Here is a 26,099-nt window from a genome sequence, read left to right as displayed (position 1 = left end):
AAATCATGATTTCATCTATTTACTTGTACTTAATTTCACCATTACATACTGGTGGTACCACCCAAGAAGGAAACTTACTAGGAATTGCTCGTGAATCTCACACTAATTTACCTTATATTCCTTCTAGTACTGTTCGCGGTAGACTCAGAGCAAGTGTCACAGATAAAGATACCCAATATCGATTATTTGGCACTGATTTAAAAGATGGAAAATTAGAACAAGGTAATATTTGGATTGGTGATGGTTCTGTATTGTGGATACCAGTACCTTCATTAAGTCACAGTGTAGTTTGGGTTAGTTGCCCTATGTTATTACAACGATGGCAACGATTACAAGGCAATAATTTAACTATACCTGGGGAATATAGTTGTAATTTTACTAATGGTAGATCTGCTGTTTACCTCAAAGATGCCATTATCAAAGCTGATAGGTTACAAAATTGGGATAAATGGAAAGAGTTTGTCCCTCAATCATCAGCAACCAATTCTATAACCAGGTTTACAAATCGCTTGTTAGTTTTGTCTGACAAACATTGCGCTACATTAATTCAAATGAGTTTGTGGCGACAAGTAAAAATTAAGTTGGATGTACACAAATCCGTAGACGGTGGTTTTCGTTACGAAGAAGCTATTCCCCCGGATACATTAATGTATTTACCTTGGGGAATCACCTCTCAAGCAAATGGAACATCAGAAAAATCTTACACCGATTTCCAAAATTTATTAGCCGCTAATAAAATTATGCAAATTGGTGGACAGGAAAGTTTAGGGCGAGGTTTTGTCCAACAATGGATGTAGAATTTACAATCTTAGGAATAAATAGGAATAAACAAATATGACCTTTGACCCCAGAACCATGGCCACACCAATTTATGATGCTTTAAATAATTTGCGTTTTTTACCCAATCAAGATGAGGTTCGTTTAAGGCAACAAAAAAGTCAAGCGGTTGAACTATATACCTACCTTTCTACTTGGGGAATGATGCGTCTCAAAGCTGAAGAAAAGGCTTTAGACAAAAATATGATGGGTAAAAAACAGGTTGTGCAGAAATTTTTTGAATGTTTACAAGAACTTTCAGGAACACCGAATTTAGCTAATGACCAGGGTTTAGCAACTTTAAAAAATCTGGATACAGATGAATATTTGGGGTTAACAGGATTAGGTTTGGCTTTAGCACAGGAATTTAGTTTTTGGGCTACTGCTATTTATTCAGATATTCAAGGAGACTAAAATTAATGACATTTGAAAGACCTAGACGACGGAATGGAAGTCAATCTAATACCAATGAGTCTAGAAATAATTCTCATGGTGACGGAGGTAATAGAGGAAACCGAGGTGGTGGTGGGGGTGGTGGCCAACCTCCTGTACCTTCCCCTTGGATAAATCCAGAAAATCCACCCAAACCAGATTCAGGAGCCAGTTTTGTGGAATATCTGCGATGGATGCGATGGCCTGAGGCTGAGTATAAAGACTCTACGAAATTAGAAATATTACAAATGGCCTGCGAACAGGCTAATTACAGCGAAAGATTAAAAGAACTGACTGAGCGCACAAAATTAATCGCCGAAAATAGTTTTAAAGTTCAGTGTCCTTGGCGGATCAGAGTAGGTGGACATCGGGGACCAGAGAGTATTTTGTTACCTGCTTTTGATGCATTGGGTTTACCATACATTCCTTCTAGCACTTTGCGGGGGGTGGCTAGAACCCAAGCTATTAGAGAAATTGTGACGCAACAGCAAATTCAATGGAAAGATGCAGAAAAACAAGTTGCGCCTTGGTTCGGTTCTCTGGAGGGAGAAAACCCTGAACATCGCTCCGGTAAAGTTGTATTTCTCGATGCTTATCCGGAGGCTAACCAAGGGCCAGCAAATATATTAACTGTGGACATGGCTAATAATATTTGGAAGTGGGAAGGTAATTCAATACAATATAGTCCTAATCCCAACCCATTTTTAAGTTTAGAAAAACCTTTCTTTATAATTGGATTACGTTTAGCTAGTGGTTGTGAAGATCATGGGATTTTAGAAAAGGTCAAACATTGGTTAATTACTGGACTACAGGGTGGGGTGGGTTCTCAAGTTAATAGTGGTTATGGTCAACTAAATCCCGCAGGTAGAGTTACCCCTCAAAGTGAATTTTTCCAAGTTGATTTTATTTTACAAGGTCAACTGATTCACGGTGGACAAAAATTTAGGAATCTTCGTCAACCTTATATCAATAACCATAACAATTTAAGACCGGATACAATTAATCATGGGGAAGTGCGTCCTGTAGCTTTTAAATCAATGTTGCGTTATTGGTTTAGAACTTTTGCATTAGGAGTTTTAGACCCTACACAAGTTCAGGAATGGGAAGGTAAAATTTTTGGCACAATTACCCCTGAGAAAAAATATGGTTGGTTAATGGTGAGGGTATTGGAAGGGAGGATAACTACAAGAGAACCTCAACGTAACAATGATCCTGTGGGGGAACAGGAGGGTACTTTAACATTAAACTATTCTCCGGAGATACCAGAAAACCAAAAAAATAACCTCCAAAAACTTGCTAAAAATCTAGCTTGGTTAATGTTTCATTTAGGTGGTGTTGGTCAAGGTGCAAGAAGACCTTGTTATTCTCGTGGCCAAACAAGACCTTATGTACGTGGTTCTACCCTTATACCAGATACCGAGGATAGATTTTGGAAACTACCAAACACTCCCCAGGAATTTCAGAGATTATTTAGACAAAGACTAGAAGCTTTTTATCAAGGATTGCAAGGGTTAGGGGTTAATTTCAATCATCGTCAATTAAAGAACTGTGGTAAAGTTAACTCTTTTACCTGGTTTGAGGCCTTAGATATTAATGGTAAAATTATAGTTGTCAGTAATAGAGATGATGGTAACAAGGGATATGCACTAGACATTTTACATCAATATTTCCACCAATTAGAAAGACCAAATTACACTGAAGCTAAAAACTTGTGCGGTGGTGTTAGGGTAGATTATCCATTTCCCGATAGAAATACTAGACGGGAGGTAATTCCTTCCCCTGTATGGATTGCAGATTTAGAGAAATACCAAGTGGTAACGGTATTTGGTGCTAATGAACATCCCCGGAAAAAGTATTTAGAAATGCTGGAGAATAGGGTAGTAATTTTTCCCTTTTGACAAGTGCTTAGTTACCCCAGGATGAATTTGTGGGGTAATGCACTTCCTAATTTAAATTAATTATTGACGCCATCGCACTATCAATGGGTATGAATTACCAATTAATTACAGACTGGCTTTACCGCTATCCACCTTTATATTCAGGAATACTGTTAAAGCGTTACAAGCGGTTTTTTGTTGATATTCAACTTGACTCTGGCGAAGTAGTCACAGCACATTGTCCCAACACAGGGCCAATGACGGGAGTATCTGCTGTTGGTAGTGCAGTACAGGTTTCCAAAAGTGATAATTCCCAGCGGAAATTAGCTTACACCCTAGAATTGATTCAGGTACATGATAATCAGCCAACTTGGGTGGGAGTGAATACTATTCTACCCAATCGCATAGTAAAATTAGCTTTAGCAAAATACTTGTTCCCTGAATTAGGAAACTATAGCCAAGTTAAAAGCGAAGTGGTTTATGGACAAGACCAAAAAAGTCGAGTAGATTTTTTTTTAACCGGTGGCGATGGGGAACCCTCAATTTATTTAGAAGTAAAAAATACAACTTGGTGTGAAGGTAGTGTGGCATTATTTCCCGACACGGAAACCACAAGAGGACAAAAGCATTTACGAGAATTAACAGCTCTACTACCCCAAAGTCGTGCTGTAATGTTGTATTTCATCAACAGAGGTGATTGTACTGAGTTTTCCCCTGGTGATATTACAGATCCTATATATGGTAAGCTCTTGCGAGATGCCATTGCTTTGGGTTTAGAGGTATTACCTTGCCGTTTTTGGATTTCCCCAGAGGGGATACGCTATCTAGGTTTAGCAGCACTAAAAATTTAAATAGATTTTCTGGATATGTGTGGGTAAAAAATATGAGTAAATACCCAGGGGATGATAACCGATGACAATATGGCTAAATTGGATGAAAAAACTGAAGTGGTTAGGGACTTATCCCCATGTCTAAAGCTAGGGGACTGGGTGTGGTTTCTTGGTAAGAAAAACTCCTCAACAGCCAATTAGAGAGCCTTGAGGAGGATGATAATGGTATTTTTGTAGATATGTCTAGACTACCCCAACTGAAGGTTCTGGGGGTTTAATGATAACACCATCGGTGGATAACTTTCAGTTCCCAAAGTGATGGTTAAATTTTGTGGGAAGCAAGAAAGGCTTGAACTTCAGCAGCAGTGGGTTGGGAGGCTATGGCACCTGGTTTAATAGTGGTCAAGGCCCCAACTGCGTTAGCATAAGCAACGATGCGTTGAGCTGTTGTTGCATTTTGCAATCCTTGAAGACCATGTTCAATGAGCTGGTGGATAAATCCTGCCAAAAAACTATCTCCTGCACCGGTGGTATCAACAACATTTACTGCGTAGGAAGGTAAATGGCCTTCATTTTCACCTAAACAATAGGTACAACCATGTTCCCCCTTGGTCACCAGTACTCCCTCAATGGAGCCTAGACGGTAAGTAATTGCCCCGGGGTCTGAGGTATCAAATAGCCATTGTGCTTCTTCCTGGGAAAGTTTGAGAAAATCAACTTGCTTAAGTAATGCTAGGATTTTTTGCCGAGGGATGTTTAAATCTTGCCAAAATACAGGTCGCCAGTTCACATCCAAAATAATCTTCAAGTCGTATTGTTCTGCAAGTTTTAAGGCGCGATGAATTGCCTGTTCACTTTCAGGGTAGGCTAATTCTAAAGTACCCAAAACCAGAAAATCTGCGTTTTCAAATAACGACTCTGGCAATTTTTGCCCTTGTAAGCGGGTATCTGCAAATTCAGAGGTGTCATACTCACCAAATCCGGCAAAACTGCGATCGCCTGCCAAATCGCGTACAACATAAACTTGCCTGGTTGGTGCTGTGGAATGGCGTTGCACCCCTGTGATATCTACACCCACCTCTTCTAATAGCTTAACTAGTTGATTTCCTGGGTCATCTTCGCCCACAGCCCCAATAAAACCTGCGGAGGTTCCCAGTTTTACCAAAGCACAGGCCACATTAGCGGGAGCGCCCCCTGGGTAAGGAGTCCAAGACTTTACTTCTTCTAGGGTTAGCCCCAATTGGTCAGCCAAACAATCGAACAAAATTTCACCAAGGCACAAAACACGGGGATTGCTCATTTCATTTCAGAAGCTGCGGTTAATTTTGACTTAGTAATTTTAGTTTGACACTCCCTGAGCTAAAGGTAAGGAAATTCTGCAATTTGCTGTTTTGATGTGTGGCAGTTTTCAGTATGGAGCAAATTTCGGCATTTTCGTTATAAAATCTACAACAGTTTTGGCTTATTTGTCGCCAGTTTTCAGTTCAAAAAAATAGTAGTTTTTGCTACTGGTGTCACAGTTTTTGCACTTATGTAATATTGCTAATTTTTTTAATAAGAAGTATGACAAATTACTAAGTTAGCTGTATATTGATATCCCTGCCAAATCTAAAGAAAATATAGTCAATTGCATTAATGCCATAACTTGGAACCCTCCCATCAAAAGAATCTTCTAGAATTAGAGGAGGATAAGTACATATACCAAGGGAGAATGGAAAAAGTTATGGCTGGTGGCGAGTCTCAGACCCCGGTTAGTCTCTCAGACAGAGAACTGCAAATTATCGACTTGGTGGCCGCTGGCTTAACTAACCAAGAGATTGCGGTCAAACTAGAGATTAGCAAACGCACAGTGGATAACCACATCAGTAATATTCTCACGAAAACCCAAACCGAAAACCGAGTGGCTCTCGTGCGTTGGGCTTTGCAGTGGGGTAAGATTTGCCTAGATGAAGTTAATTGCTGTTCTCTACCCATCAAAAACGATGAGAACATTTGCTGATGTGGACTAACTTTTTGTTTTGCTCACATCTTTGTTTTGAGAGGAATCTCCAGCGTAAATTCTGATTAGCATCTGAAACCAACTAGTCCCCATTGAGAATCATCAACAAAAATTAGCAACAATCCCGAACCCCAAAGGTTACATTGATAAAAAAAATCTAAGTTCCTCCATCAGCTAGGAGAGCAGTGTTTTTATGAATAGTTCTGCTTTTGTTCCAGGCGGCTCATCTACCTTTGATTTTTTCAACTTTGACTTTACCGCACCCCAACCCACAGGAGATGCTGATTTACTTAAACAGCTATCATTCATCCCAGGGTTAAAAGAAATGATTTTGCTGCGACAAGTTCACGCCTTAGAACACGCTACGGTTTGGGTTCTCAGTGAAACTAACAACGCCTATGCACCCAGGGGTAGAGGTTCAAAACTACAGGTAGATAACGAACTATTAGGGGGTTTGTCCACAGAACAAGGATTTTACCTTTATGGTGAAGTGAATATCAGTGATTTGCGGCGGGCGGTGACAGTGGGCTTAAATCGTCTGGTGAATGGTGAATGGGATTTAGCCTTACATCCCCGATGCGGTACTAATGCATCGGTGGCTATGTTGTTAACATTTGGACTGGCTCTGGGTGTCAATTTGTTACTACCATTGCGACCAATTGAGCAATTAATTGGTTTAGGACTGGCGGCTACCACAGCAGCAGAACTCGCACCTGATTTGGGTTACATAGCACAGCGCTACTTTACCACGGCTATTCCCTTTAACTTAGCAATTGAAAGTATTACTGTGAATCGTGACCCTTGGGGAAGACAGGGACATTTCGTAAAAGTCACATGGCAAGATTGACAGGTTTTTCCATTCAAAAACTTATCAAAAACTTATAAAGTGATTAACAACACAAAATTCCCAATTAGAATCTAGAAATATGAGAAACAAGACTATACCATTACTGATATTTGCAGTAATTGCACAAATTGGAGTACTGTCATCCCTAGGTCAAGCACAACAAGGGCTGTCTAATGCTGAAGTAGCAGCAATGGTAGAGGCGTTGAGATTAGCAGCACCCCAAACCGGCATTAAAAATGATGGACTTTACAGTGAATGGCAAGTAAAAGCAGAAACTCTGAGAGGTTGGTCAAAATATTGTCTCAAAAGAGAATTAACCCCTAGGCAGTTTGAAAATAGCCCGGACACTGCACGCTCCATAGTATCCTGTATTATCAGTCGTGAGTTAGGTAATCAATTTCGCATTACTAATAATGAAAATCAAAGTGTGGGTAACGTAGCTTGTTGGTGGATGACTGGTAGCTACACGGGGTGCAATCAAGGCTTTAGTAGCACCTACGTCAACAAAGTGATTGGTTTTTACCAACGGCGGCGAGCAATTCCCAAAGGCTAGTCCATGTCCATGACCAACGTCATCCTTGCATAGAAGGTGGGGTTTTGTGGAGGGTGTCAATTATCCTATCAATTCAATATCTTTATGAGAAAGCTATACTTTTTAGTTCCAGGTACATATGGCCAATTTGCTTGTGGTGGACTTTGGGCAGAATTAAAAACAGTTAAACTAGCCCAGCAAATTTGTAGTGCTGATGTGGTCACTTATCGCCAAAGAGAATCAGAGGAACTGTTTATTGATGATTTGCTCAGAGAAAAAAATTTAGATGGGGCAATTTTTGTCATTAGCTGGGGATTTGATGTACCTAAACTAGCTCTTAAGCTCAAGGAATATAATGTTGTTTATCATGCCCATAGTGCAGGTTACAAATTTCGCCTACCGGGGAGTATTCCTATTATCACAGTTAGCCGTAACACCATGGGTTACTGGGGGCAAAAGTCTCCTAACTCTCTCATTTACTATTTACCTAATGAAATTAGTAATGAATTTAAAAATTTGCATCTACACCGGGATATTGATGTTTTAGTTCAAGGCCGAAAATCTTCTCAGTATTTAATGGAAGAATTGATTCCGGCTTTGAAGAAACAGTGTCAAGTCAAATTAGTCAATTCTTATGTAGAAGATTTGCCCAGACTGTTTAATGAGTCGCATATTTATCTGTATGACTCTGCTGAATATTGGGCGCAACAAGCGGTCAGCGAAGGCTTTGGACTACAACCAATGGAAGCTCTTGCTTGTGGTTGTCAGGTATTTTCTAGTGTCAACGGTGGATTGTCGGATTATTTAGACCCAGGATTTAATTGCCATAAAATCGCCGGATATTCAAAAGAGTATGATGTTCAGCGTGTGCTGAAGGCGCTGAAATCCCCACAAACTAACTCCTTGGCTGAAGAATTTTTTGCAGAGTATCGCAGTGAAAACATTATCCAACGCCTTGAAGTTATTTTGGCGCAATTAAATGAATTTTTTGATCACAAAATTAATTTTGCAAATAATATTCCAGATTTGTCACCAACTCGCTTGGCAAAATTACGTATTCAGAATATGTACAAAAAAATTAGGCATAAATACTTTTAGGGATTTTTGCTTTTGGAGGCGGTATTTCAGCTAAAATGTGTATTGTAATGCAATTTTTTAGAAAATTTATCTTACTTTAGGAAGATTAAAACTATTAGATTTATTTATCATTAACAAGGCAATAAAAATAATTATTTGGCAGTTAAGTATCCTATTATACAAAAACTTTTGAATTAAACTATTTTACACTGTGATTTTGTCTCAATATGAGTCAAAATAGCTTTCTTATTCCATAGCTGATATAAGTTATATTTAATTACCCCTAGTCATTGTCTGTTACTAAAACTGTAACCATCTGAAATTACCAGTGTGGTAAATGCAATAGTGAACTATCGAAACATAATTTAACGTCAATTTTCTCTAGAAAGTTAAAAATATCGGGCAAAGGAGGCGGGACAATGAATCGGCAAAAACTTAGTGATGTGGAAGGAAAATTCTTACAAAGACGTTATGGTGTTAGTCTAGGAAGACGTTATGTTTTGGCAGCGGCTAGTGTTGTTTTGTTCAGTGTGTTGGGGTGTTCCCAGGTTAGTGGTAGTACAAATTCCCTTAAGCAATCTGATCCACCTCATTCAGAGACTCCCTTGGGAAAAAAAACATCAATTTATGATGGTAAACTGGTGGATGCTAATAATAAATTTGGCTTCAAACTGTTTTCAGAAATTTACCGGAAAAACAGTGGTGAAGATAATATTTTTGTTTCACCTTTAAGTGTGGCCATGGCTCTGGCCATGACATATAATGGTGCCAAGGGTGCTACCCAAGAAGCAATGGCTAAAACCCTAGAGTTCCAGGGAATGAGTTTACCAGAAATTAACTCAGGTTATGGCACGTTAACAGGGTTGGTAGAAAATCCTGATTCCCAAGTAAAACTGACAATTGCTAACTCCCTATGGGCAAGTGAAGAAGCTACATTACAGAGGAAGTTTCTGCAAAGCACCAAGGAATTTTACAGAGCCAAAGTCGCCAATTTAGATTTTAAAGATGCTACATCATCTGCTAACACTATCAATCAGTGGGTTCAAGAAAACACTGGGGGAAAAATCAACAAAATAGTTGAAGAAGTTCCTCCAGAACAGGTGTTGTTTTTGATTAATGCCATATATTTTAAAGGGGAATGGAGCAATCCCTTTAATAAGTCACAAACTGCTAAACATCCCTTTAAGTTAATATCCGGCGAAGAAAAGCAACACCCGATGATGTCTCAAACTGGGGAATATAGATACTATGAAAACGAGGATTTTCAGGCGGTAAGTTTACCTTATGGACCGGATGGCAAGGTCAGCTTTTATATCTTTTTGCCTAAAGAAAAGTTTGATTTGCAAACCTTTTATCAAAACTGGAATTTTGAGAATTGGGAAAAGTGGATGTCCCGGTTTAGAAATCGCGATGGGTTTATTCGCTTACCTCGCTTCAAGACAGATTACGCTGTTACACTTAATGATGCACTACAAGGGTTGGGGATGGGAGAAGCCTTTAGCAATCAGGCCGACTTTTCTGGGATGGGTAGTAATTTGAAAATTAGTGAAGTTAAACATAAAACCTTTGTGGAGGTCAACGAGGAAGGTACAGAAGCCGCAGCTACTACATCGGTGGGAATTGTCCCCACAGCTTTTAAAGAAAAACCGGAACCTTTCCGCATGATTGTTGACCGTCCCTTTTTCTCTGTCATTGGAGATAATCAAACCGGTAGGATTTTGTTTATGGGTTCAATTACCAATCCACAGTAGCGATTATTAAGACTCCCCCTTGATTTCCTGTTCCCCATGGCTCATTTGCCGTTAAGGTGATGTGGGTTATGAAACACTTAGTGGATTGTTGGGTTCAGCTGTTGGTGATTTTTCTGTAATAAAGGCTGTGGTTTTTTCTTCCGCTTCACCTAACCTCTGGGGACGTAAGGCTGTTAAAGCAGTCTTGATAATTACAGCAGTGGGTACTGCTACAATTACGCCTAAAAGTCCACCAACCCGGGCTCCAGTGAGGACAGAAATTAGTACCCAAACTGGATTTAACCCAGTAAAACTACCTAAGATTCGCGGTGCAATTAAGTTTTCTAAAATTTGCTGTACGATAACGGCGGCGATGAGAACTTTAATGCCCATGGAAAAATCTTGCAGTGCTACCAGGGAGGTGGTCAAGGCTATACCTACTGAACCACCAAAGGGAACCAGTGCCATGATCCCAATAGTTAACCCGAACAAAAGACCAAATGGTACTTTTAACCACAAAAACGTGGGAATGAGGGCTGATGCCATGCAGGTGGATAAAATTAGTTGAGTGATGAAAAAGTTTTGAAAGCTCAGGCGTACTGTTTTAGAAAAAGGTTCGCGAAATGTGGTGGGGAGCCATTCTACTAAACTTTCCCAGAGTTCACCTCCATGCTGCAACAGGTAAAAAGTTAAAACCATGGTTAGGAGAAAATCTAGGAGGCTGGTGAAGGTGACCACCGCCAGGTTTAGCACTTGTCCGGCTATGGCCTGCAATTGACTCTTGACACGATCATTAATTTGCACTAGAAGAGCATCAAGGTTAATTGGTAAACTCAGGCTTTCTGCTTTCTCGTTTAAGATCATTAACTGAGAACGTCCAGAGTCAATTAACTCTGGTAATCGAGCCACTAATTGCTGGGCTTGGGTAAGGGCTAGGGGAAACAGGGTGACACCTAGGGCTAATAGCACTGATAAGGCTAACAAAAAAACCAAAATGGCAACTTGTTCTCTTCTGGCGCCTTGACGCTCCATCCAGCTAACGGGATAGTTGAGCAGAAATGCTAGTACTGAGGCTCCAACTAAAATAACTATGAGAGAGTGGAAATAATGGAAAATTTCCGAAATGGCCCAACCATTTAGAACTAAAAGTGGCGCGAATAAGGCGATGGCCCCAATTCGCGTTATGGGTGTAAATGTTTGCCACCAGTTGAGTAGCTTGCGTGTCTGCATCTTTAGCCGATTGCGGGATAGAACTGATTGACAATCTCCTGTCCAAAGACGTGGAGATTCTTGATTCAACGAGCCCACTTAAACCAGATTTCTTAGGTTATCTAGCCTAGAGGTGGTTCTTTCCTCAAGCTTTAACTTTGGGTATGCCTTACCTTAGCTGGATTACTCGAATATTTTTTTAATATTTCTTGGAGTTAAAAAGCCATTAGTCTAGTTCCCATGAATTTTTTACTTACTTCTGGAGGAAAACCAGAACTAGGAAGTAGAACTCTACACATTGAATTATCAAGGTGCACAAGCTGACCATTAGGTTACTGGATGTTTATCCAGGTTTATTACCCTGAACTGCTGAAAATATGATAACACTGAATGCCACCAAGGGCTAAAGCGCTCTGGTTGGCTTTGATGTTTAACTCCAGGGAGATTGAAACCGTCGGAATCCTGAAAAACCATGTTTTCCGGCATTTCACTTCGGGGTGTTCAGCTTATTTTGTGAGTAGAAGTTTTTTATTCCAGTGGTTGGTTTTTTACCATGGTTGTGGATTTTCTATGGGCTGTGGGGATCTGGGGAACAATTAACTGTGAGTAATCTGTCTATTACCTTGGCCTTTACTTAGGTCTTGGGGTATTTGTTGTGATCAACTGGGGCTGGAACTTGGAAATTTTTTACGTTAGGGATGTTAATTTTTAATAGTTTTCCGAGATTTGGTTAGTTTTCGGTGGGTGTTGGGTTCATTATTGCAGTTATTCAGGAGAAATCTCATCCTTGCTCAAGTTTTAGTGGCTTTGGCCAGGGGGTCTGGGAACAGGATTTGTGTGGCACACATAACTCAGCCCACTCTAGTATGATTACGGTGGTTTTTTAAACTGGCAGATAATTTGACATCACAGCTGGTTAAATTAGTTTATTGTTGTCATACTTCAGTTAATTGTTTATTTGTTTATTTCCGGATTTGCTACAAAGAAAGAGAAGTCTTCCTATAAGTGTTGTGGTTGACACAATATCTGGTAGGTCAGCATGGTGACTGAAACCTTAACTTGTATAAGTTAATTTAGTGGCATATCAGTCAGTGGAAAAATTTACCAAGTTTGTTTGAGCAGTAAGTGTGAGGAACTCTGTGACCAGTCAAAGAACTTCAGCGAAAGAAAACCAGTTAGCGAAAGCTCTCGAATCCAAACACCAAAGTCCTCACATACCTAAGTCTGGAGGTTGGCTGTGGTTCTGGCTGGGTATGAGCGGTATCGCTATGGTTTCAGCAACAGCAGGGGCTCTGTTAGCTGTTTCTTTAAGCAGTAAGCCACTGCAACAAGCAGCGTTAAGTCCTCAAGAAGAGGCGGTTTTTGATAGCGATCGCATTTCTGGGGTTGGATTAGGATTGTCGGAATTAACTCGCCCTGTTCATTTGTTGGTCATGGGGATGAGCGTACTTACATCTGACCTAAAGGACCCTCCCTCAGAATTTCAGAATCTGGGCTATAAACCACAGGTAAACTCTTTTGAAGGGTTGTCTGATGTGATGATATTGGTGAAATTTGATCCTGAGACAAAAAAAATAGCCATGCTCTCCATTCCCAGAGATACTCGTACGGAGGTAATTGGTCATGGGGTGAAAAAACTTAATTCTGCCAATGTTGACGGTGGCCCTGCTTTAACTGCAAAAAGTGTAAGTAATCTTTTGGGTGATGTACCAATTGACCGGTATATCCGAATTAATGTTCTTGGTGTTGGTAAGTTAATCGATGCCTTGGGTGGGGTGACAGTACACATCCCCAAAGATTTAAAATACCGAGATGATAGCCAACACTTATATATTGATTTAAAGGCGGGTAAACAACATCTCAACGGGGAGCAAGCTTTGCAACTGCTACGCTTTCGTCATGATGAACTGGGAGATATTGGACGGGTTCAACGCCAACAAATGGTGATGCGAGCATTAATAGATCAAACTTTTAACCCTCGAACACTAGGGCAATTACCTAAAATCCTCAGTGTAGTTAAAGACAATATTGATACTAACTTAACAATTGAAGAATTATTAGCCCTAGCAGGTTTTAGTGTGGGAACAAACCGTTCCAATATGCATATGTTCATGTTACCAGGTCGCTTTGGCCAAAAAGATGAATATCTTGCTAGTTATTGGATACCAAATGAATCTGGTATTGCCCGACTAATGTCTCAACACTTTGGTATGGAATTAACTAGTGAACTCCAACAGGTGAATTCACAAGGATTGCGAGTATATATTCAAGATAGTACAGGTAGCGATCGCTCTGAAATAAAATCTTTGATTAGGACTTTACAAGCATCGGGATATCCCCAAGCCTACATATCTCCACCTTGGCATGAAACTTTAGAGGTAACTAACATCATTGCCCAACAGGGAGATACTGAGAAGGCAGAGTTAATTCGTAATACTTTAGGATTTGGAGAAGTGCGAGTTGACAGTACTGGTGTTCTTGATTCCGATGTTACTGTTCAGTTAGGTAAGGATTGGTTACAACAAAAACGTCTGTTTGAAGTCCCTAATTCAGGGTTTTATTTGCGTTAAGGTTCCCCAAGGGAAGTTTTTTAGCTTGACTTAAACAACCCTTACCGATGCTGTCAATATCGATTTGGCAGGGACACTTTTAGTATGTAGCATTACCTATTTTATAGTGATTTTATGGTGATTTTCTACTTAGCTTTAGGCACAAAACCTGAAGGGTGGACACCAGAAAACAGGTAAAACCTGGAACCTATGGAATTAAATCAGGAAAACTAATCAATTCACAATCCCCTCACCTAAAGGTGGGGGGTGGGTCAATGTTTGCAGAATTATAAATGGACTGGATTACACTACTGGGATAGCTACAGTCTGATTTTACTCAAAGATTAACATCCGACTCTTTACTTCACTGTGAAATAGAAGGTTAATATAGTGAATTAACTATTACAGCAGTTTCCGGTGTGGTGAAGTACAACCTTGGCGGTGAAGATGCCCATTTCACAAAATTTCCATGATTATGATTTGTACTTTATTTACTTGAAAAGTGCTGTGTTGCAAACAAGGTTTAACTTCCTATGTTACCTAAGTGGCTCGGAATAAGGACATATGGGTATAATGGGGGGATTGCCCTATATTTAACTTGGGAACAGGAAGAAATTCACAAGTTATGTCCAAGATTTTCTGAATTGATGTTACCTTAATAGGCTGGGGTTAAAGATGAACTCGGGTTAAAGTAGTTTGAGCTTTTGTGTGAGTTTTTCCTGTAGCTACTTTCTGTAGATATTGATTTGTAATGAACTGCTAAAATTACTCCATCACGGTGAAGGCAATGTCCTGTATGAATACCAGCTGGTTCTAACCGTCCTGGGCTTTTAGAAACTTCACCGGCGAGAATAGGCAATTTTCGCTGAGGGGGAATTCTTTCCCAGGTTGGGGGAGATGGGATATGCCCAATTTTTATGGGTTAATGATTCAATAGTGATTGTGATATTTTTTGATGGCAACAGAAGGATATTAGAAAAAAGCTGACCCCATGGCTAAAAATTTCCGTAGTTCTTTCAGCAACGATATATTTTTAAAATCTAGACCAGACAAAATCACTGTTTTTTCTTGAATCTATGAAGTCTTATTTAGCTGCGGCTATTCAAATGACCAGTGTGCCGAGTTTACACAAAAACTTAGTGCAGGCAGAAGAATTAATTGAACTGGCTGTGCGTCGAGGTGCTGAATTAATTGGGTTACCAGAAAACTTTTCTTTTATGGGAGAAGAAAAAGACAAACTAGGACAAGCCGAGGAAATTTACCTTGAAAGTGCAAGATTTATCAAAAAAATGGCACAACGCTTTCAAGTTACCATTTTGGGGGGCAGTTTTCCAGTTCCCGTAGAAGATACAGGGAAGGTTTATAATACCACAATCCTCATTGATCCCAGTGGGGAAGAACTTTCTCGCTACTTTAAAGTACACCTGTTTGATGTTAACGTTCCCGATGGCAACACCTATCGAGAATCTAGCACTGTTGTAGCCGGTGAAGAATTACCCTCAGTTTATTACTCGGAACAACTTGGTAATATAGGACTTTCTGTTTGTTACGATGTTCGCTTTCCGGAATTGTATCGACATTTGTCAGATCAGGGAGCGGAGGTGATGTTTGTACCTGCTGCCTTTACTGCCTTTACTGGCAAAGACCACTGGCAAGTATTATTACAAGCACGAGCCATTGAAAATACTGCCTATATAATCGCACCTGCTCAAACTGGCAATAACTACGACCGTCGCCACACCCACGGACACGCGATGATTATTGACCCTTGGGGCGTGATTTTAGCTGATGCTGGTGAAAAACCGGGAATTGCTATGGCAGAAATTAATCCCTCTCGCCTGGAACAAGTCCGCCGTCAAATGCCTTCTTTGGAACATCGAGTATTCAGTTGATCAAAAGTGCTGAATCCTCAAAGAGTTACATTCCCGACTTCTTGGCGAAGTTGGGAATTGCTCTGGGTGGATAAGTAGATTTACAGTGCATTTTATCTGAGTGGATACACAAGGGCCCACAGGACACCCACTGCACAAGATTTATGATGTTAAGGTTTGTATTTTATTTATTTGAAAAGTGCGGTATTTGTGGAACATCAACCAGATTTTTCTGTAGTTACTGGTAATTGGCTACTAATATTTAGTTTCATAAAACTATCAAAAGCATACCATGCCAACACATACCAGGGAATAATCTGTAGTTGGAAACCTCTGAGCATAACTTGTCTCACCGCCAACATACTCAGTCCTAGGGGAAAAAGAAAGCGCAAGTCAACTTCACCACTGGTGGCTTGTTCTAATCTTTTGTTTAAATTAATAATTGCCTTTTTCACATCCTCTGCTGCTTCGGAGCTACCTTCAGTAATATCAGCAAAATTAAATCCTAAATCTAGTAGTGTACTCAACACATTTTCCAAGGATACATGTTGAACATCATGGTGGATGGTAATACTACCGGAATTAATACTGGTTTTGACCTGACGGATGTGAGTTTGTGTCTCAAGGACATTAGCAATACGTTTCATTTCTTCGGGATAACGATGGGGGGGAGAAATTCTCAATCGTAGTCTTCCTGGAGTACTACTGATAATTTTGGCAGATATAGGTCTGGGTGTGGTTTTTAAGCTTGCTTGCTCAATAATTTTAGCTATTTTGGTAGGGTTACCATAACTATTGATTAACATAGTGCAGCCTTCCTGAATTACCTCCTGAATTATATTTATGCTCGTAGTCAGGATTTTAGTCCTGGCTACAAACTTTTATTTATTCATGGCAGATTTATGCGCCATGTTCTTCTGTGTTGCTACCAGATGTACTAGTAGCTTCAAAGGCAGGTGCTTGTCTTTCTTCAGCAATTTCAGCTTTTGCTTCGGCTATAATGTCTTCCCATGTTTCGCCCATTTCTGCAAATGCGCCTCTGCTTTTTTCGTAGGCGACAATTCCACCTTTAACTAATGATTTGGCTATGGGTTTACCAATTCCGGCCACAACAGGAATTAAGACAGGTGCCAAGAGTAGCGCTCCTATGCTGACTATAATTCCAGAAGCACCAGCATCTTCAACGAAATCAGGAATTTTAGGTGCCATAGTTAATTCACTTTAGTAGGAGTATGTAAGCTTTTTAGCTTAATCTGGTGGGGATGGTTATATCATCTTTCTGATGGTATACATTGCTTTAATCCAGGTTTGAAAACAAGATTCAAACCCTTGACTCGGGCAATAATAGTTGAACTACTGTTAACCACTGGGGCTAGTAAGGAATTCAGATGAGGCCATGACTTACACTGACCTGATTAGGTTGATAAGTGATGGCAACTGATCCCGCATGATAATTTACTCTTACACTGACCACTTGGGGATTTGCCTTTAATAACTTCTCTAGTTGTTCTCCATAGGCCTTGTGTTGGAGAATTAGGGGTACATGAAACCTGATTCTTCCGGGTATGGCATGGACAATACTATAATCAGCTTGAAGATAATCACATAGGTCGTTCTTAGAAACAGAAGTTTGGCTGACTTTTTTGACATTAGACCTAGAAAGTTTTGGTTCCATGTAGGAAATCACTCTACGGGTGGCATGGGCGGTAATCATGTACACTGGAATTGCTGTAAAACCACTAATCCCTAGTCTTCCTGTCATTGCCAACCCTGTGAGCAAAGGAATTAACGAAACAGATTGTTTTTGCCAGAAATCCAGAGATTTCCACCTGGGGAAGCTGTCTGTATTGCTGATGGGTGTTTGTTGAATGTCAAACTGTTCAAGTATGTTCAACAGCTCGGACATTGACAGCAGGTTTTCATCGAGTGTAAGGACTAAGCTACCTGTTTGCTGATGGAAACAAACTTCTTTCAGTCCTTTGTACTGCCGTAAATATTCGCTGATGGTTTGTAAATTGGCGTTAAAATCACCGTCAGTAGCACGGATGCGGAGGCGGCCATTTGTTGCGTGAACAATTTCTAATTTATGAACAGATTTATGAACAGATTTATGAACAGAAAGTTGCACTTGTGACTGTGCAATTTCTTGACTGGTATAGTTATTTACGTTTACTTGATTACTGGGAAGCTGCGAATCATACTCGCAACTACTGTTATCTTTTATCATTTAATCAATAAAATGCACTGAAGCTAAGGCAAACAATAGGTTAAATATAACCATGGGCTTCAGGGTCAAGTATCTTCCTTGAGAGATATTTTAGGTTTAAGTATTATTTATGACTATTTTTTGGTATTCATCTTCCGTGAGCATATCAACATAGTTTTTCACATGATCTACAAACATTACACCGTTGAGATGATCATACTCATGTTGAAAGATACGAGCAACAAAATCAGTGAATTCTTGCTTTTGTAACTTGCCATAACGGTCAGTGTATGACACTACAATTGATTGATACCTTGGTACTAATCCTCTCAATCCGGGAACACTTAAACAACCTTCCCAACTTTGAACAATTTCACTAGAATGGTCAATTATGTTGGGATTAATCATGGCAGTGGGCTCCAGGAAGGGAGCGTTAGGATACCTAAGATTAGGGCGGGAAGCCACGATAAATAAACGATGGGATGCGGCTACTTGAGGAGCTGCAATTCCCACACCGTTGGCTTGAGCAACTGTTACAGTTAAGTTGTCAATGAGCTGTTGAATGTGTTGGTTGTGAATATTGTCAACCCAAGTTGCTTTTTGACGAAGTACAGGGTTACCCAATTGAATGATTGGCATTAATTCAGGCATGATTTAGTTTTTATCAGTATTAAATCTAGTGACTATCCAGAAGTCTTATTCGGGAATAAGAAAGTAGTAAAGAAGCTAAATCATCCAGAAGCATAACAGGGTTTAAATTGATTTATTGCGGTAATTAAATGATGGAATCCCGGTAACAAATGTGAATTGGGGGAAATAGTTAACCAGGGATAAATTAACCAAAATAATAAAAGTGGTTGGATAATAAGACGCAGATTATTTAAAGTATTCTTCCATCCAGAGTCATGATTCCATTGTGGATGATTAGAAAAATCAACATCACTATTTTTTTGGGGGTCAGTGTCAAGTTGACGAGATTCATTGAAGCCTAAAAACACTGGAGAATTTAAACTAATCATTGTATAAACACTAAAAATAATCTCCCACCATCTCTCAATATGTAGGAAACTAGTGAAACGATAATCTGTCCAGCCTAGTTCCTGTTTACACTGTCTAAACCCATATTCAACCCAGGTTCTTAATGTATATAAGTCCCCTAAAGTCTTCTTCAAATTCCCTTGAAGATTGGTCATTACAAAGGAGGTAGAATTTTCCGCCATGGTTTCTGGGTTAGTAGTTATTTCCCAGTAAGTTGTGGCTCTTTTTTTACCATAAATTACTTCCCTAATATATCTTGTCTCTGATTTTTGATTGCTAAATGTTATGTCAAATTTACACCACTTATTAGCCCTAATAGTTTGTTCTGGTGGTAGCCACACTGCATGATTACTTTTAATTGAGACTACATAACCTAATTTATATTCGGCTATTTTTTTCAGAAATTGGCTACTTTCACCATATAAACCATCTGCCAATAGTAAGTTAATAGTAAAGCCAAACTCGATTAATTCTGTAATTATTTCTGATGCTAATTCTATCTTAGTTTTATATTTATCTGAGTCCTTTAGTGTTTCTTTTGGTTTAAATACTTTGAATATTAATGGAAAAGTTATGTTATCGTAAACTCCATAGGCGTTGACTGAAACTATTCCATTATCTACTTTTCCTAGACTTCCTAAATATTGTCTAGCTACATAATCTGTTTTTTTACCTTTCTTCCTATCTCCTGTTTCATCTATTACTAATGTAATGGCACGACCATTTAATTGTTTTTTCAAATTATTTAATCTTCTTTGTTTTAATTTCTCTACTGACCAATCTGAATTTGCTAAAAAATGGTGTAATGATTGTGCGGAATTTATACTCACTACCTTCGCTATCTCTGGTAAGGATTTTCTTTTTATCTTTGATATGATCCCCAGGTGTAAATATTTGAAGCATTCATAATTCCTTACTTCTTTAAATAGCTCTTTATACTCTGCACAATATTCATCTATGATTGCAACTGTTGGGTGGGGATCTCTTGCCAAATGTTTGAGGATTTGTAATTCTACATCCATTGCCCTACTTACCTTTTAGGGTTTTCTGTTTTAAATATTATATTCTTTATTGTCCAAAAGTTACAGAGGAAGGGTATCTTAAACATTAAGTAAAATTGCTTATTCTATGGACAAGCTCTTATTTACCTTGTACTTCTGGTAATGTTAGCAGTGAGGCTGTTAAAAAATACGTTGAAGAACAAGGACATTATGACAGTACCTGATGGACTCTGAATCTAAAGAAGCTTTGCCCTGGTCTAGGTCTACGGACTAAAGTATAATGGGGTATCTTGGCCACGCTCCGATACTTTATCTCGGTGGTTTTGCCTTGCTCTATTTTTTTAATAAATACTAAATTAGTGCTTTCTCGCATCTTCCATTGTGAGGATTAGTAGCAAAGGTGATAAATAATGGCAATTCCCATTGACAGTCTGTGGAGTCAGGTGCTGGAGCGATTACAGTTGGAGTTATCCCGCCCTACCTTTGAAACTTGGATCAAAACTGCTAAGGCCGAGGGACTGGAAAATAATTGCTTGGTGATAAATACTCCTAATCCTTTTGCTCGTAATTGGTTACAAAAATATTACATCAATACCATTGCCAATGCAGTGCAAGATATTTTGGGTCATCCGGTGGAAATACACATTACAGTTTCTCAAGGTGATGAAGTTACTAATTTCAGGGAATCAGAGGTGTCTTGGCAATTACCCGGTCACAGCGTGACTGCTGAAACTGTTGCGCCAAAACACCACCCCACTACAGAGTTAAACCCTAAATATGTATTTTCCCGATTTGTAGTTGGTGCTAACAATCGCATGGCTCACGCAGCTTCTTTGGCTGTTGCAGAGTCTCCGGGGAGAGAATTTAATCCTTTATTTTTGTGCGGTGGTGTTGGTTTGGGCAAAACTCACTTGATGCAGGCTATTGGTCATTATCGTTGGGAAATTTGCCCAAGGTCTAAAGTATTTTATGTCTCTACGGAGCAATTTACTAACGACTTAATTACAGCTATCCGTAATGATAGTATGCAAAGTTTCCGGGAGCATTACCGCGCTGCTGATGTTTTGTTGGTAGATGATATTCAGTTTATTGAGGGGAAGGAGTATACCCAAGAAGAATTTTTTCATACTTTTAATGCTTTACATGAAGCCGGCAAACAAGTTGTCATAGCTTCGGACCGTCCTCCCAAGCACATTCCTCAGTTACAAGAACGTCTGTGTTCCCGCTTTTCTATGGGTTTGATTGCTGATGTGCAAACTCCAGATTTAGAAACTAGAATGGCAATTTTGCAAAAAAAGGCTGAATACGAAAATATTCGCCTCCCTAAAGATGTAATTGAGTATATTGCTTCTAATTACACTTCTAATATTCGGGAGTTGGAAGGAGCTTTAATTCGCGCACTCGCTTATATTTCTATTTGGGGTTTACCTATGACGGTGGAAAATATCACACCAGTTTTAGAAAGACAAACGGAGAAGGTAGCCGCCACCCCAGGGGTGATTTTATCCGTCATTGCTGATGCTTTTTCCATATCAATTGAAGATTTGAAAAGTAACTCCCGGCGCAGAGAAATCAGTTGGGCTCGTCAAATAGGAATGTATCTCATGCGCCAACATACTGATCTGAGTTTACCGAGGATTGGTGATGAATTTGGTGGGAAAGACCACACAACGGTTATTTATAGTTGTGATAAAATTGCTCAACTTCGAGAAAGCGATGGGAATTTAGCACAAACCCTGAGTCAATTGAGCGATCGCATTAACATGAATAGCAAGGAAAAGCATTACTAAATTTACGCGGCGCTAATTTCTCTCTAAAATCCTTTCTAGGGCAAAAAATTGTTTTCCACAACCATCACTGCAATAACTATTGAGCTGTGCAACCAAAATATTAAGGAAAGTATAAAAAATGATTAATTTTAAATTAATATGTGGAACAATATTATTTTTTTGGGGAAAAACTGAGTGAAATCCAATTGGCCTGTGGAAAAAATAGCGTAGTTTTCCACAAGTTTTCCACAAATAGTAACTTGCTCAACTATATCTTTGAGCTCACTTGTGGGGAGTTTTCCACAATTTCCACAACTGAAGTCTTCAAATCAATTTCGATTAATAAAAAACAACCCAGTACCTTATGAAATTAGTTTGCACCCAAAGCAATCTCAGTAACAACCTTTCACTCGTTAGTCGTGCGGTACCATCACGCCCAACTCATCCAGTGTTGGCTAATGTGTTGCTACAAGCAGATGGGGAAACCAACCAAGTCAGCTTAACAGCCTTTGATCTCAGTTTGGGTATTCGTACCAGTTTTGAGGCTGAAGTTTTAGAAGGGGGAGCGATCGCTTTACCAGCTAAACTGCTTGTAGACATTACCTCACGCCTTCCAGAAGGAGAAGTCACTTTAGACGATCAATCAGCTCTAGAGTCAGAAACAGCCACAGGAGAAGGTTTAGTTGTCAACCTCACACCCAAAAGTGGACATTATCAAGTACGAGCAATGGGAGCAGAGGAATTCCCCGAATTGCCGATAATTAGGAATTCTGAACCCATTCAATTAACCACAGCCGCATTAATTGCCGGATTAAAAGGTTCATTATTTGCTACCAGTGGTGATGAAACCAAACAAGTACTAACTGGAGTGCATTTAACAGTTAAACAAGATACTCTAGAATTTGCTGCCACAGACGGACATCGCCTAGCGGTGGTAGAAACTACCAACGAGGGTCCTTTAAATGAAAGTGATCAACTAGAGGTGACAGTTCCAGCTAGGGCTCTACGGGAATTGCAACGGATGTTAGGTCATAATCTTGCCTCAGATGAAGCTATCGCTTTATATTTAGATCAAGGTCAAGTTGTATTTGCATGGCAAAATCAACGCTTAACCAGCCGGACTTTAGACGGTCAATACCCCGCTTATCGCCAACTGATTCCCCGGCAATTTGAGCGCGAATTGACAATTGAGCGCAAACAATTAGTTAGCACCTTAGAGCGCATAGCTGTACTAGCCGACCAGAAAAATAATATTGTTAAAGTCAGCATTAACAGCGCCGCCCAAGAAGTTACCTTATCATGTGAAGCTCAAGATGTAGGTAGTGGTAGAGAATCAATACCTGCCCAAATATCTGGGGAAGATATAGAAATTGCTTTTAACATTAAATATTTAATGGAAGGGTTAAAAGAATTACCAACCTCAGAAGTTAAAATGCAACTGAATCAAGCCCTCACCCCGGTAATTTTCAAACCTCTGGGAGGTTTGAATATGACTTATTTAGCTATGCCGGTGCAACTGAGAAACTAGGAGCAATTAGGCCTTGGTGAAAAAGTTATTTGTGAGGACAGGAGAAAGGGCAAGGAGGAGGATTTTGAGGATTTCTGGTCATCAATGGGTGGGTAGCTTTTGATTTTGACACTCTTATTCCTTGCACTTTTTTTACTTTTGTGAGCTTTGACACCCTGGATACCTCACGGTTTCACTTTTATTGACCAAGGTCTAATTAATTACCGGAAATTAAACTTTGATATTGTTAGTAAAGCGAATTTTCAAATAGTCATTTTCCATCTTCGCCCCCCCTGGTTGCAGTGCAGCTAAAGCTTGTGGCAAGACTAGATTGCGGCGGTGGTTACCAATAGTGATATTTAATTCATCACCGGTTTTACTTAATTGAACTTGGTTCTTAGGAATACCAGGTAAGTAAAGTTCCAAACTATATTGGTTTTGCTCCTCCACAACTCTAATAGTTGTTTCTTTGTAATATATCTGGGTGGGGTCTTCATCTTTGTAAAGAGTTTCTTTCAGACGTTCCAAGGAGGCTAAACCGCACATTTCCTCAGAAAAAAGCGGTACTTCTTTCACAGGTAAAGGTAAAAAGTTTTCATGTATTTCCTGGCGATATTGCTGCTGGTTTTCCTTCCAACGTTGGAAAAAGGGATCTTGAACTTCCTGGGGAATAATGCGATTAGCTATGACTAAATCTGTTGCCACATTATATAAACTCAGATAAGCATGGGCGCGGAGAGATTCTTTAATTACCATTTTTTCGGGGTTAGTGACCAGGCGCACTGAGGTTTGAGTGTTGTCGGTTAATACTTTTTCTAGAGCTTCAATTTGCTCGTAAAACTCATAAGGTGCATCCATGACTTCTTTATCTGGGAGGGAAAACCCCGCAATTGGTCTAAAAATAGGTTCTACCAATGGTCGTAGCGCCACCGAGATGTTTTGAAATGGTTTGTAAAAACGCCGCATATACCAACCACCTATTTCGGGCAAACTCAACAGACGTAATGCTGTTCCGGTGGGTGCTGAGTCGATAATCAAAACATCAAAGTCGCCTTCGTCGTAATGGCGTTTCATCCTGACCAAGCCAAAAATCTCATCCATACCTGGTAAGATTGCTAATTCTTCTGCTTGAACTCCTTCTAAACCCCTTGCTTGTAAGACTTGGGTGATGTAGCGCTTCACAGCACCCCAATTTCCCTCTAGTTCTTGGAGTGCATCGAGTTCTGCACCCCACAAATTTGAGCGAATTGCTCGGGGTGCATGTCCCATTTCTAGGTCAAAACTATCTGCCAAAGAATGAGCGGGGTCTGTACTCAAAACCAGTGTGCGGTAGCCCAGTTCTGCACAACGAAGTCCAGTGGCCGCAGCAACGGAGGTTTTGCCTACGCCGCCTTTGCCTGTCATCAAAATTACGCGCATGGATGATTACGTCCTGTCTCAGGATTATTTACATTTATTTACATTATCAACTGTTTGCAGAAAATAGGTCAGTGTTTTTTGTCTAAGTCCTGATGGCAAAAAAATGCTGTTTGATTACTTCTAGGGGTGAACAATACCAGTAATCAATGTGGGAGATGATGAAATTATCAGAGTTAAGACTTAATTCACTCCAGCCAGAAATGGAAATGCGGGGTTTCCATGGGAGGGGTGTATTCCAACTAAGGGTCCACTCAGTTTTTATGGTGTCTTGTGAACGTTGAATGTCATGTAGGTCCATGTGGGGATTGATAAACCATGTTTGGATGAATTTAATCATCTGCTCATAGCGCTTAACTCCCCGAAACTTAGTTAATGGGTCTTGAAAATAAACGTTTTCATCGTAAATGCTGTAGGTTTGATTGGCAGGAAATCTGTGATAATCTTGTGTGAGAATTTGAATGATATCCATATAACAAAAAGATATACAAAACTACAATCTCTATGTTAAAGGAGCAAAAGGACTCACGTTACTCTGGTGAGAATTAAGGGGATGATGAATTGGGACTTTTTGGTTGTTCTTGGTTTTCAACGTAATTTTTCAACTCTTCAACGGTGACACCACCGGAACTAGCCACGAAATAGGCACCAGTCCAAAAATAAGGCTTGTTGTAGAAGTATTTTTTAGCCAACCAAGGGAACTCTTTACGAATTAATCTACTACTCACTGTTTTAATATTTCCAATTAGTGTTGAAAGTGGTTTGTCTGGTTTGTAGTCAATTAATAAATGTACATGGTCTGGTTCACCGTTAAATTCTAGTAATTCACAGTCCCATTTTTTAAGGGTATCCATGATTATTTCTTTTAACCTGTTGAGTATTTCTGTATTAATAGCTTCTTTGCGGTACTTGACAACTAAAATAATATGAGCGTTAAGCCGATAAACAGACCTAAAACCACGATGGTACATATATTGACAACGTTGACTGTTGACTGTTGACTGTTGACTTTCCAAATTGTGCGTCGGTGATACAAAATTTGAGCAATTAATGACTCTATTCTTAATAGACAATGAACTTTATCTGGGTAAAACGCAAAAATTGTAAATTTTTATTGCAGGATTCAGCACTTCTGATTGATAACATATAGCGGTAAGTAGTATAATACCACGGGCCTATGGAAATATTATTGATGTTAGACCTACTGAGGGTCAGAATCAGGAATTGATTTGGAATTAAATAGTTTAGTAACTTTAAGCTTCCCCGGTCTAAAGACACGGGGATTTCTGAATATTCCATAAAAGAACTTTCTTAGGTTGACTTAAACAACCTCTACTGATTCCGGTTAAGTCAAACTTAAACATCATCGCTACTTTACGAATAATATTGGCTG

At 39.6% G+C, this 26,099-nt stretch carries 23 protein-coding genes; 13 read left to right on the top strand and 10 right to left on the bottom strand.

Annotated elements, in window-relative coordinates:
* The first annotated feature begins 5 nt into the window (after positions 1-5).
* From cmr4 to sfsA, 4 genes are all read left to right on the top strand, one after another.
* Entirely contained in the window at positions 6-797 is a 792-nt protein-coding gene (gene cmr4 / locus NWP25_RS15995; protein WP_280699762.1) for a type III-B CRISPR module RAMP protein Cmr4, read from the top strand.
* 37 nt (positions 798-834) lie between these two features.
* The gene (locus NWP25_RS15990) at positions 835-1,230 is read left to right on the top strand and encodes a hypothetical protein (protein WP_280652189.1); all 396 of its coding nucleotides are present in this window, start codon (positions 835-837) and stop codon (positions 1,228-1,230) included.
* A 5-nt stretch (positions 1,231-1,235) separates the two neighbouring features.
* Positions 1,236-3,146, top strand: a complete 1,911-nt coding sequence (locus NWP25_RS15985) for an RAMP superfamily CRISPR-associated protein (RefSeq protein ID WP_280699760.1) — start codon at positions 1,236-1,238, stop codon at positions 3,144-3,146.
* A gap of 104 nt (positions 3,147-3,250) precedes the next feature.
* Positions 3,251-3,976 (top strand): DNA/RNA nuclease SfsA, encoded by a 726-nt coding sequence (gene sfsA / locus NWP25_RS15980; protein WP_280652218.1) that lies wholly within the window; start codon positions 3,251-3,253, stop codon positions 3,974-3,976.
* A 301-nt stretch (positions 3,977-4,277) separates the two neighbouring features.
* Here sfsA and NWP25_RS15975 read toward each other — a convergent pair whose 3' ends face one another.
* Positions 4,278-5,255, bottom strand: a complete 978-nt coding sequence (locus NWP25_RS15975; RefSeq protein WP_280652187.1) for a carbohydrate kinase family protein — start codon at positions 5,253-5,255, stop codon at positions 4,278-4,280.
* A gap of 423 nt (positions 5,256-5,678) precedes the next feature.
* Here NWP25_RS15975 and pedR point away from each other — a divergent pair, with 423 nt between their 5' ends.
* From pedR to NWP25_RS15950, 5 genes are all read left to right on the top strand, one after another.
* Positions 5,679-5,954: a photosynthetic electron transport-dependent transcriptional regulator PedR gene (gene pedR / locus NWP25_RS15970; protein WP_280652217.1), complete on the top strand. Its 276-nt coding sequence runs from the start codon at positions 5,679-5,681 to the stop codon at positions 5,952-5,954.
* Positions 5,955-6,147: 193 nt separating this feature from the next.
* Positions 6,148-6,801, top strand: a complete 654-nt coding sequence (locus NWP25_RS15965; protein ID WP_280652186.1) for a DUF6391 domain-containing protein — start codon at positions 6,148-6,150, stop codon at positions 6,799-6,801.
* A gap of 79 nt (positions 6,802-6,880) precedes the next feature.
* The gene (locus tag NWP25_RS15960; RefSeq protein ID WP_280652185.1) at positions 6,881-7,354 is read left to right on the top strand and encodes a hypothetical protein; all 474 of its coding nucleotides are present in this window, start codon (positions 6,881-6,883) and stop codon (positions 7,352-7,354) included.
* Positions 7,355-7,438: 84 nt separating this feature from the next.
* Complete coding sequence (locus NWP25_RS15955) at positions 7,439-8,431, top strand: glycosyltransferase (RefSeq protein WP_280652184.1); 993 nt, start codon at positions 7,439-7,441, stop codon at positions 8,429-8,431.
* 398 nt (positions 8,432-8,829) lie between these two features.
* On the top strand, positions 8,830-10,161 hold the full coding sequence (locus NWP25_RS15950; RefSeq protein WP_280699758.1) for a serpin family protein: 1,332 nt from the start codon (positions 8,830-8,832) through the stop codon (positions 10,159-10,161).
* Between the two features lie 66 nt (positions 10,162-10,227).
* On the opposite strand, the gene NWP25_RS15945 is transcribed toward NWP25_RS15950, so the two are convergent.
* A complete protein-coding gene (locus tag NWP25_RS15945; protein WP_280652216.1) occupies positions 10,228-11,370 on the bottom strand; it encodes an AI-2E family transporter in 1,143 nt (380 codons plus the stop codon).
* Between the two features lie 1,118 nt (positions 11,371-12,488).
* Here NWP25_RS15945 and NWP25_RS15940 point away from each other — a divergent pair.
* Positions 12,489-13,919, top strand: a complete 1,431-nt coding sequence (locus NWP25_RS15940) for an LCP family protein (RefSeq protein ID WP_280699756.1) — start codon at positions 12,489-12,491, stop codon at positions 13,917-13,919.
* A gap of 1,055 nt (positions 13,920-14,974) precedes the next feature.
* Positions 14,975-15,790, top strand: a complete 816-nt coding sequence (locus NWP25_RS15935; protein WP_280652181.1) for a carbon-nitrogen hydrolase family protein — start codon at positions 14,975-14,977, stop codon at positions 15,788-15,790.
* A 197-nt stretch (positions 15,791-15,987) separates the two neighbouring features.
* On the opposite strand, the gene NWP25_RS15930 is transcribed toward NWP25_RS15935, so the two are convergent.
* From NWP25_RS15930 to NWP25_RS15910, 5 genes are all read right to left on the bottom strand, one after another.
* Positions 15,988-16,575 (bottom strand): HMA2 domain-containing protein, encoded by a 588-nt coding sequence (locus tag NWP25_RS15930; protein WP_280652180.1) that lies wholly within the window; start codon positions 16,573-16,575, stop codon positions 15,988-15,990.
* A 94-nt stretch (positions 16,576-16,669) separates the two neighbouring features.
* Complete coding sequence (locus NWP25_RS15925; RefSeq protein ID WP_280656717.1) at positions 16,670-16,978, bottom strand: DUF5132 domain-containing protein; 309 nt, start codon at positions 16,976-16,978, stop codon at positions 16,670-16,672.
* A 175-nt stretch (positions 16,979-17,153) separates the two neighbouring features.
* Entirely contained in the window at positions 17,154-17,996 is an 843-nt protein-coding gene (locus NWP25_RS15920) for an HMA2 domain-containing protein (RefSeq protein ID WP_280699754.1), read from the bottom strand.
* A gap of 96 nt (positions 17,997-18,092) precedes the next feature.
* Positions 18,093-18,626, bottom strand: coding sequence for a peptide deformylase (def, locus tag NWP25_RS15915; RefSeq protein ID WP_280651206.1), 534 nt, complete (start codon positions 18,624-18,626; stop codon positions 18,093-18,095).
* A gap of 80 nt (positions 18,627-18,706) precedes the next feature.
* Positions 18,707-20,035 (bottom strand): IS701 family transposase, encoded by a 1,329-nt coding sequence (locus NWP25_RS15910; protein WP_280699752.1) that lies wholly within the window; start codon positions 20,033-20,035, stop codon positions 18,707-18,709.
* A gap of 389 nt (positions 20,036-20,424) precedes the next feature.
* Here NWP25_RS15910 and dnaA point away from each other — a divergent pair, with 389 nt between their 5' ends.
* Positions 20,425-21,804 carry a chromosomal replication initiator protein DnaA gene (dnaA, locus tag NWP25_RS15905; RefSeq protein WP_280651204.1) on the top strand — a complete coding sequence of 460 codons (1,380 nt, stop codon included), beginning with the start codon at positions 20,425-20,427 and terminating at the stop codon, positions 21,802-21,804.
* Positions 21,805-22,147: 343 nt separating this feature from the next.
* Positions 22,148-23,311 (top strand): DNA polymerase III subunit beta, encoded by a 1,164-nt coding sequence (gene dnaN / locus NWP25_RS15900; RefSeq protein WP_280651203.1) that lies wholly within the window; start codon positions 22,148-22,150, stop codon positions 23,309-23,311.
* A 210-nt stretch (positions 23,312-23,521) separates the two neighbouring features.
* Here the strand turns inward: dnaN and NWP25_RS15895 are convergent, their stop codons facing one another.
* The 3 genes from NWP25_RS15895 to tnpA form a co-directional block, all read right to left on the bottom strand.
* Positions 23,522-24,709, bottom strand: coding sequence for a TRC40/GET3/ArsA family transport-energizing ATPase (locus NWP25_RS15895; protein ID WP_280651202.1), 1,188 nt, complete (start codon positions 24,707-24,709; stop codon positions 23,522-23,524).
* A gap of 82 nt (positions 24,710-24,791) precedes the next feature.
* The gene (locus tag NWP25_RS15890; RefSeq protein ID WP_280651201.1) at positions 24,792-25,178 is read right to left on the bottom strand and encodes a DUF2358 domain-containing protein; all 387 of its coding nucleotides are present in this window, start codon (positions 25,176-25,178) and stop codon (positions 24,792-24,794) included.
* A 73-nt stretch (positions 25,179-25,251) separates the two neighbouring features.
* Positions 25,252-25,677, bottom strand: coding sequence for an IS200/IS605 family transposase (gene tnpA, locus NWP25_RS15885; RefSeq protein WP_438827611.1), 426 nt, complete (start codon positions 25,675-25,677; stop codon positions 25,252-25,254).
* Between the last annotated feature and the right edge of the window lie 422 nt (positions 25,678-26,099).

It is taken from the genome of Umezakia ovalisporum Ak1311 (genome assembly GCF_029891685.1).
Lineage (GTDB): Bacteria > Cyanobacteriota > Cyanobacteriia > Cyanobacteriales > Nostocaceae > Umezakia > Umezakia ovalisporum.
This window is presented reverse-complemented; position numbering and strand designations above follow the sequence as displayed.

Coding starts and splice junctions, on each gene's coding strand:
- NWP25_RS15950 (WP_280699758.1), top strand. CDS start 8,830: ATGAATCGGCAAAAACTTAGTGATGTGGAAGGAAAATTCTTACAAAGA.
- NWP25_RS15985 (WP_280699760.1), top strand. CDS start 1,236: ATGACATTTGAAAGACCTAGACGACGGAATGGAAGTCAATCTAATACC.
- tnpA (WP_438827611.1), bottom strand. CDS start 25,677: ATGTACCATCGTGGTTTTAGGTCTGTTTATCGGCTTAACGCTCATATT.
- NWP25_RS15920 (WP_280699754.1), bottom strand. CDS start 17,996: ATGATAAAAGATAACAGTAGTTGCGAGTATGATTCGCAGCTTCCCAGT.
- NWP25_RS15955 (WP_280652184.1), top strand. CDS start 7,439: ATGAGAAAGCTATACTTTTTAGTTCCAGGTACATATGGCCAATTTGCT.
- dnaN (WP_280651203.1), top strand. CDS start 22,148: ATGAAATTAGTTTGCACCCAAAGCAATCTCAGTAACAACCTTTCACTC.
- NWP25_RS15935 (WP_280652181.1), top strand. CDS start 14,975: ATGAAGTCTTATTTAGCTGCGGCTATTCAAATGACCAGTGTGCCGAGT.
- NWP25_RS15975 (WP_280652187.1), bottom strand. CDS start 5,255: ATGAGCAATCCCCGTGTTTTGTGCCTTGGTGAAATTTTGTTCGATTGT.
- NWP25_RS15990 (WP_280652189.1), top strand. CDS start 835: ATGACCTTTGACCCCAGAACCATGGCCACACCAATTTATGATGCTTTA.
- NWP25_RS15925 (WP_280656717.1), bottom strand. CDS start 16,978: ATGGCACCTAAAATTCCTGATTTCGTTGAAGATGCTGGTGCTTCTGGA.
- NWP25_RS15890 (WP_280651201.1), bottom strand. CDS start 25,178: ATGGATATCATTCAAATTCTCACACAAGATTATCACAGATTTCCTGCC.
- NWP25_RS15960 (WP_280652185.1), top strand. CDS start 6,881: ATGAGAAACAAGACTATACCATTACTGATATTTGCAGTAATTGCACAA.
- NWP25_RS15930 (WP_280652180.1), bottom strand. CDS start 16,575: ATGTTAATCAATAGTTATGGTAACCCTACCAAAATAGCTAAAATTATT.
- def (WP_280651206.1), bottom strand. CDS start 18,626: ATGCCTGAATTAATGCCAATCATTCAATTGGGTAACCCTGTACTTCGT.
- dnaA (WP_280651204.1), top strand. CDS start 20,425: ATGGCAATTCCCATTGACAGTCTGTGGAGTCAGGTGCTGGAGCGATTA.
- NWP25_RS15945 (WP_280652216.1), bottom strand. CDS start 11,370: ATGCAGACACGCAAGCTACTCAACTGGTGGCAAACATTTACACCCATA.
- NWP25_RS15895 (WP_280651202.1), bottom strand. CDS start 24,709: ATGCGCGTAATTTTGATGACAGGCAAAGGCGGCGTAGGCAAAACCTCC.
- NWP25_RS15965 (WP_280652186.1), top strand. CDS start 6,148: ATGAATAGTTCTGCTTTTGTTCCAGGCGGCTCATCTACCTTTGATTTT.
- pedR (WP_280652217.1), top strand. CDS start 5,679: ATGGCTGGTGGCGAGTCTCAGACCCCGGTTAGTCTCTCAGACAGAGAA.
- cmr4 (WP_280699762.1), top strand. CDS start 6: ATGATTTCATCTATTTACTTGTACTTAATTTCACCATTACATACTGGT.
- NWP25_RS15910 (WP_280699752.1), bottom strand. CDS start 20,035: ATGGATGTAGAATTACAAATCCTCAAACATTTGGCAAGAGATCCCCAC.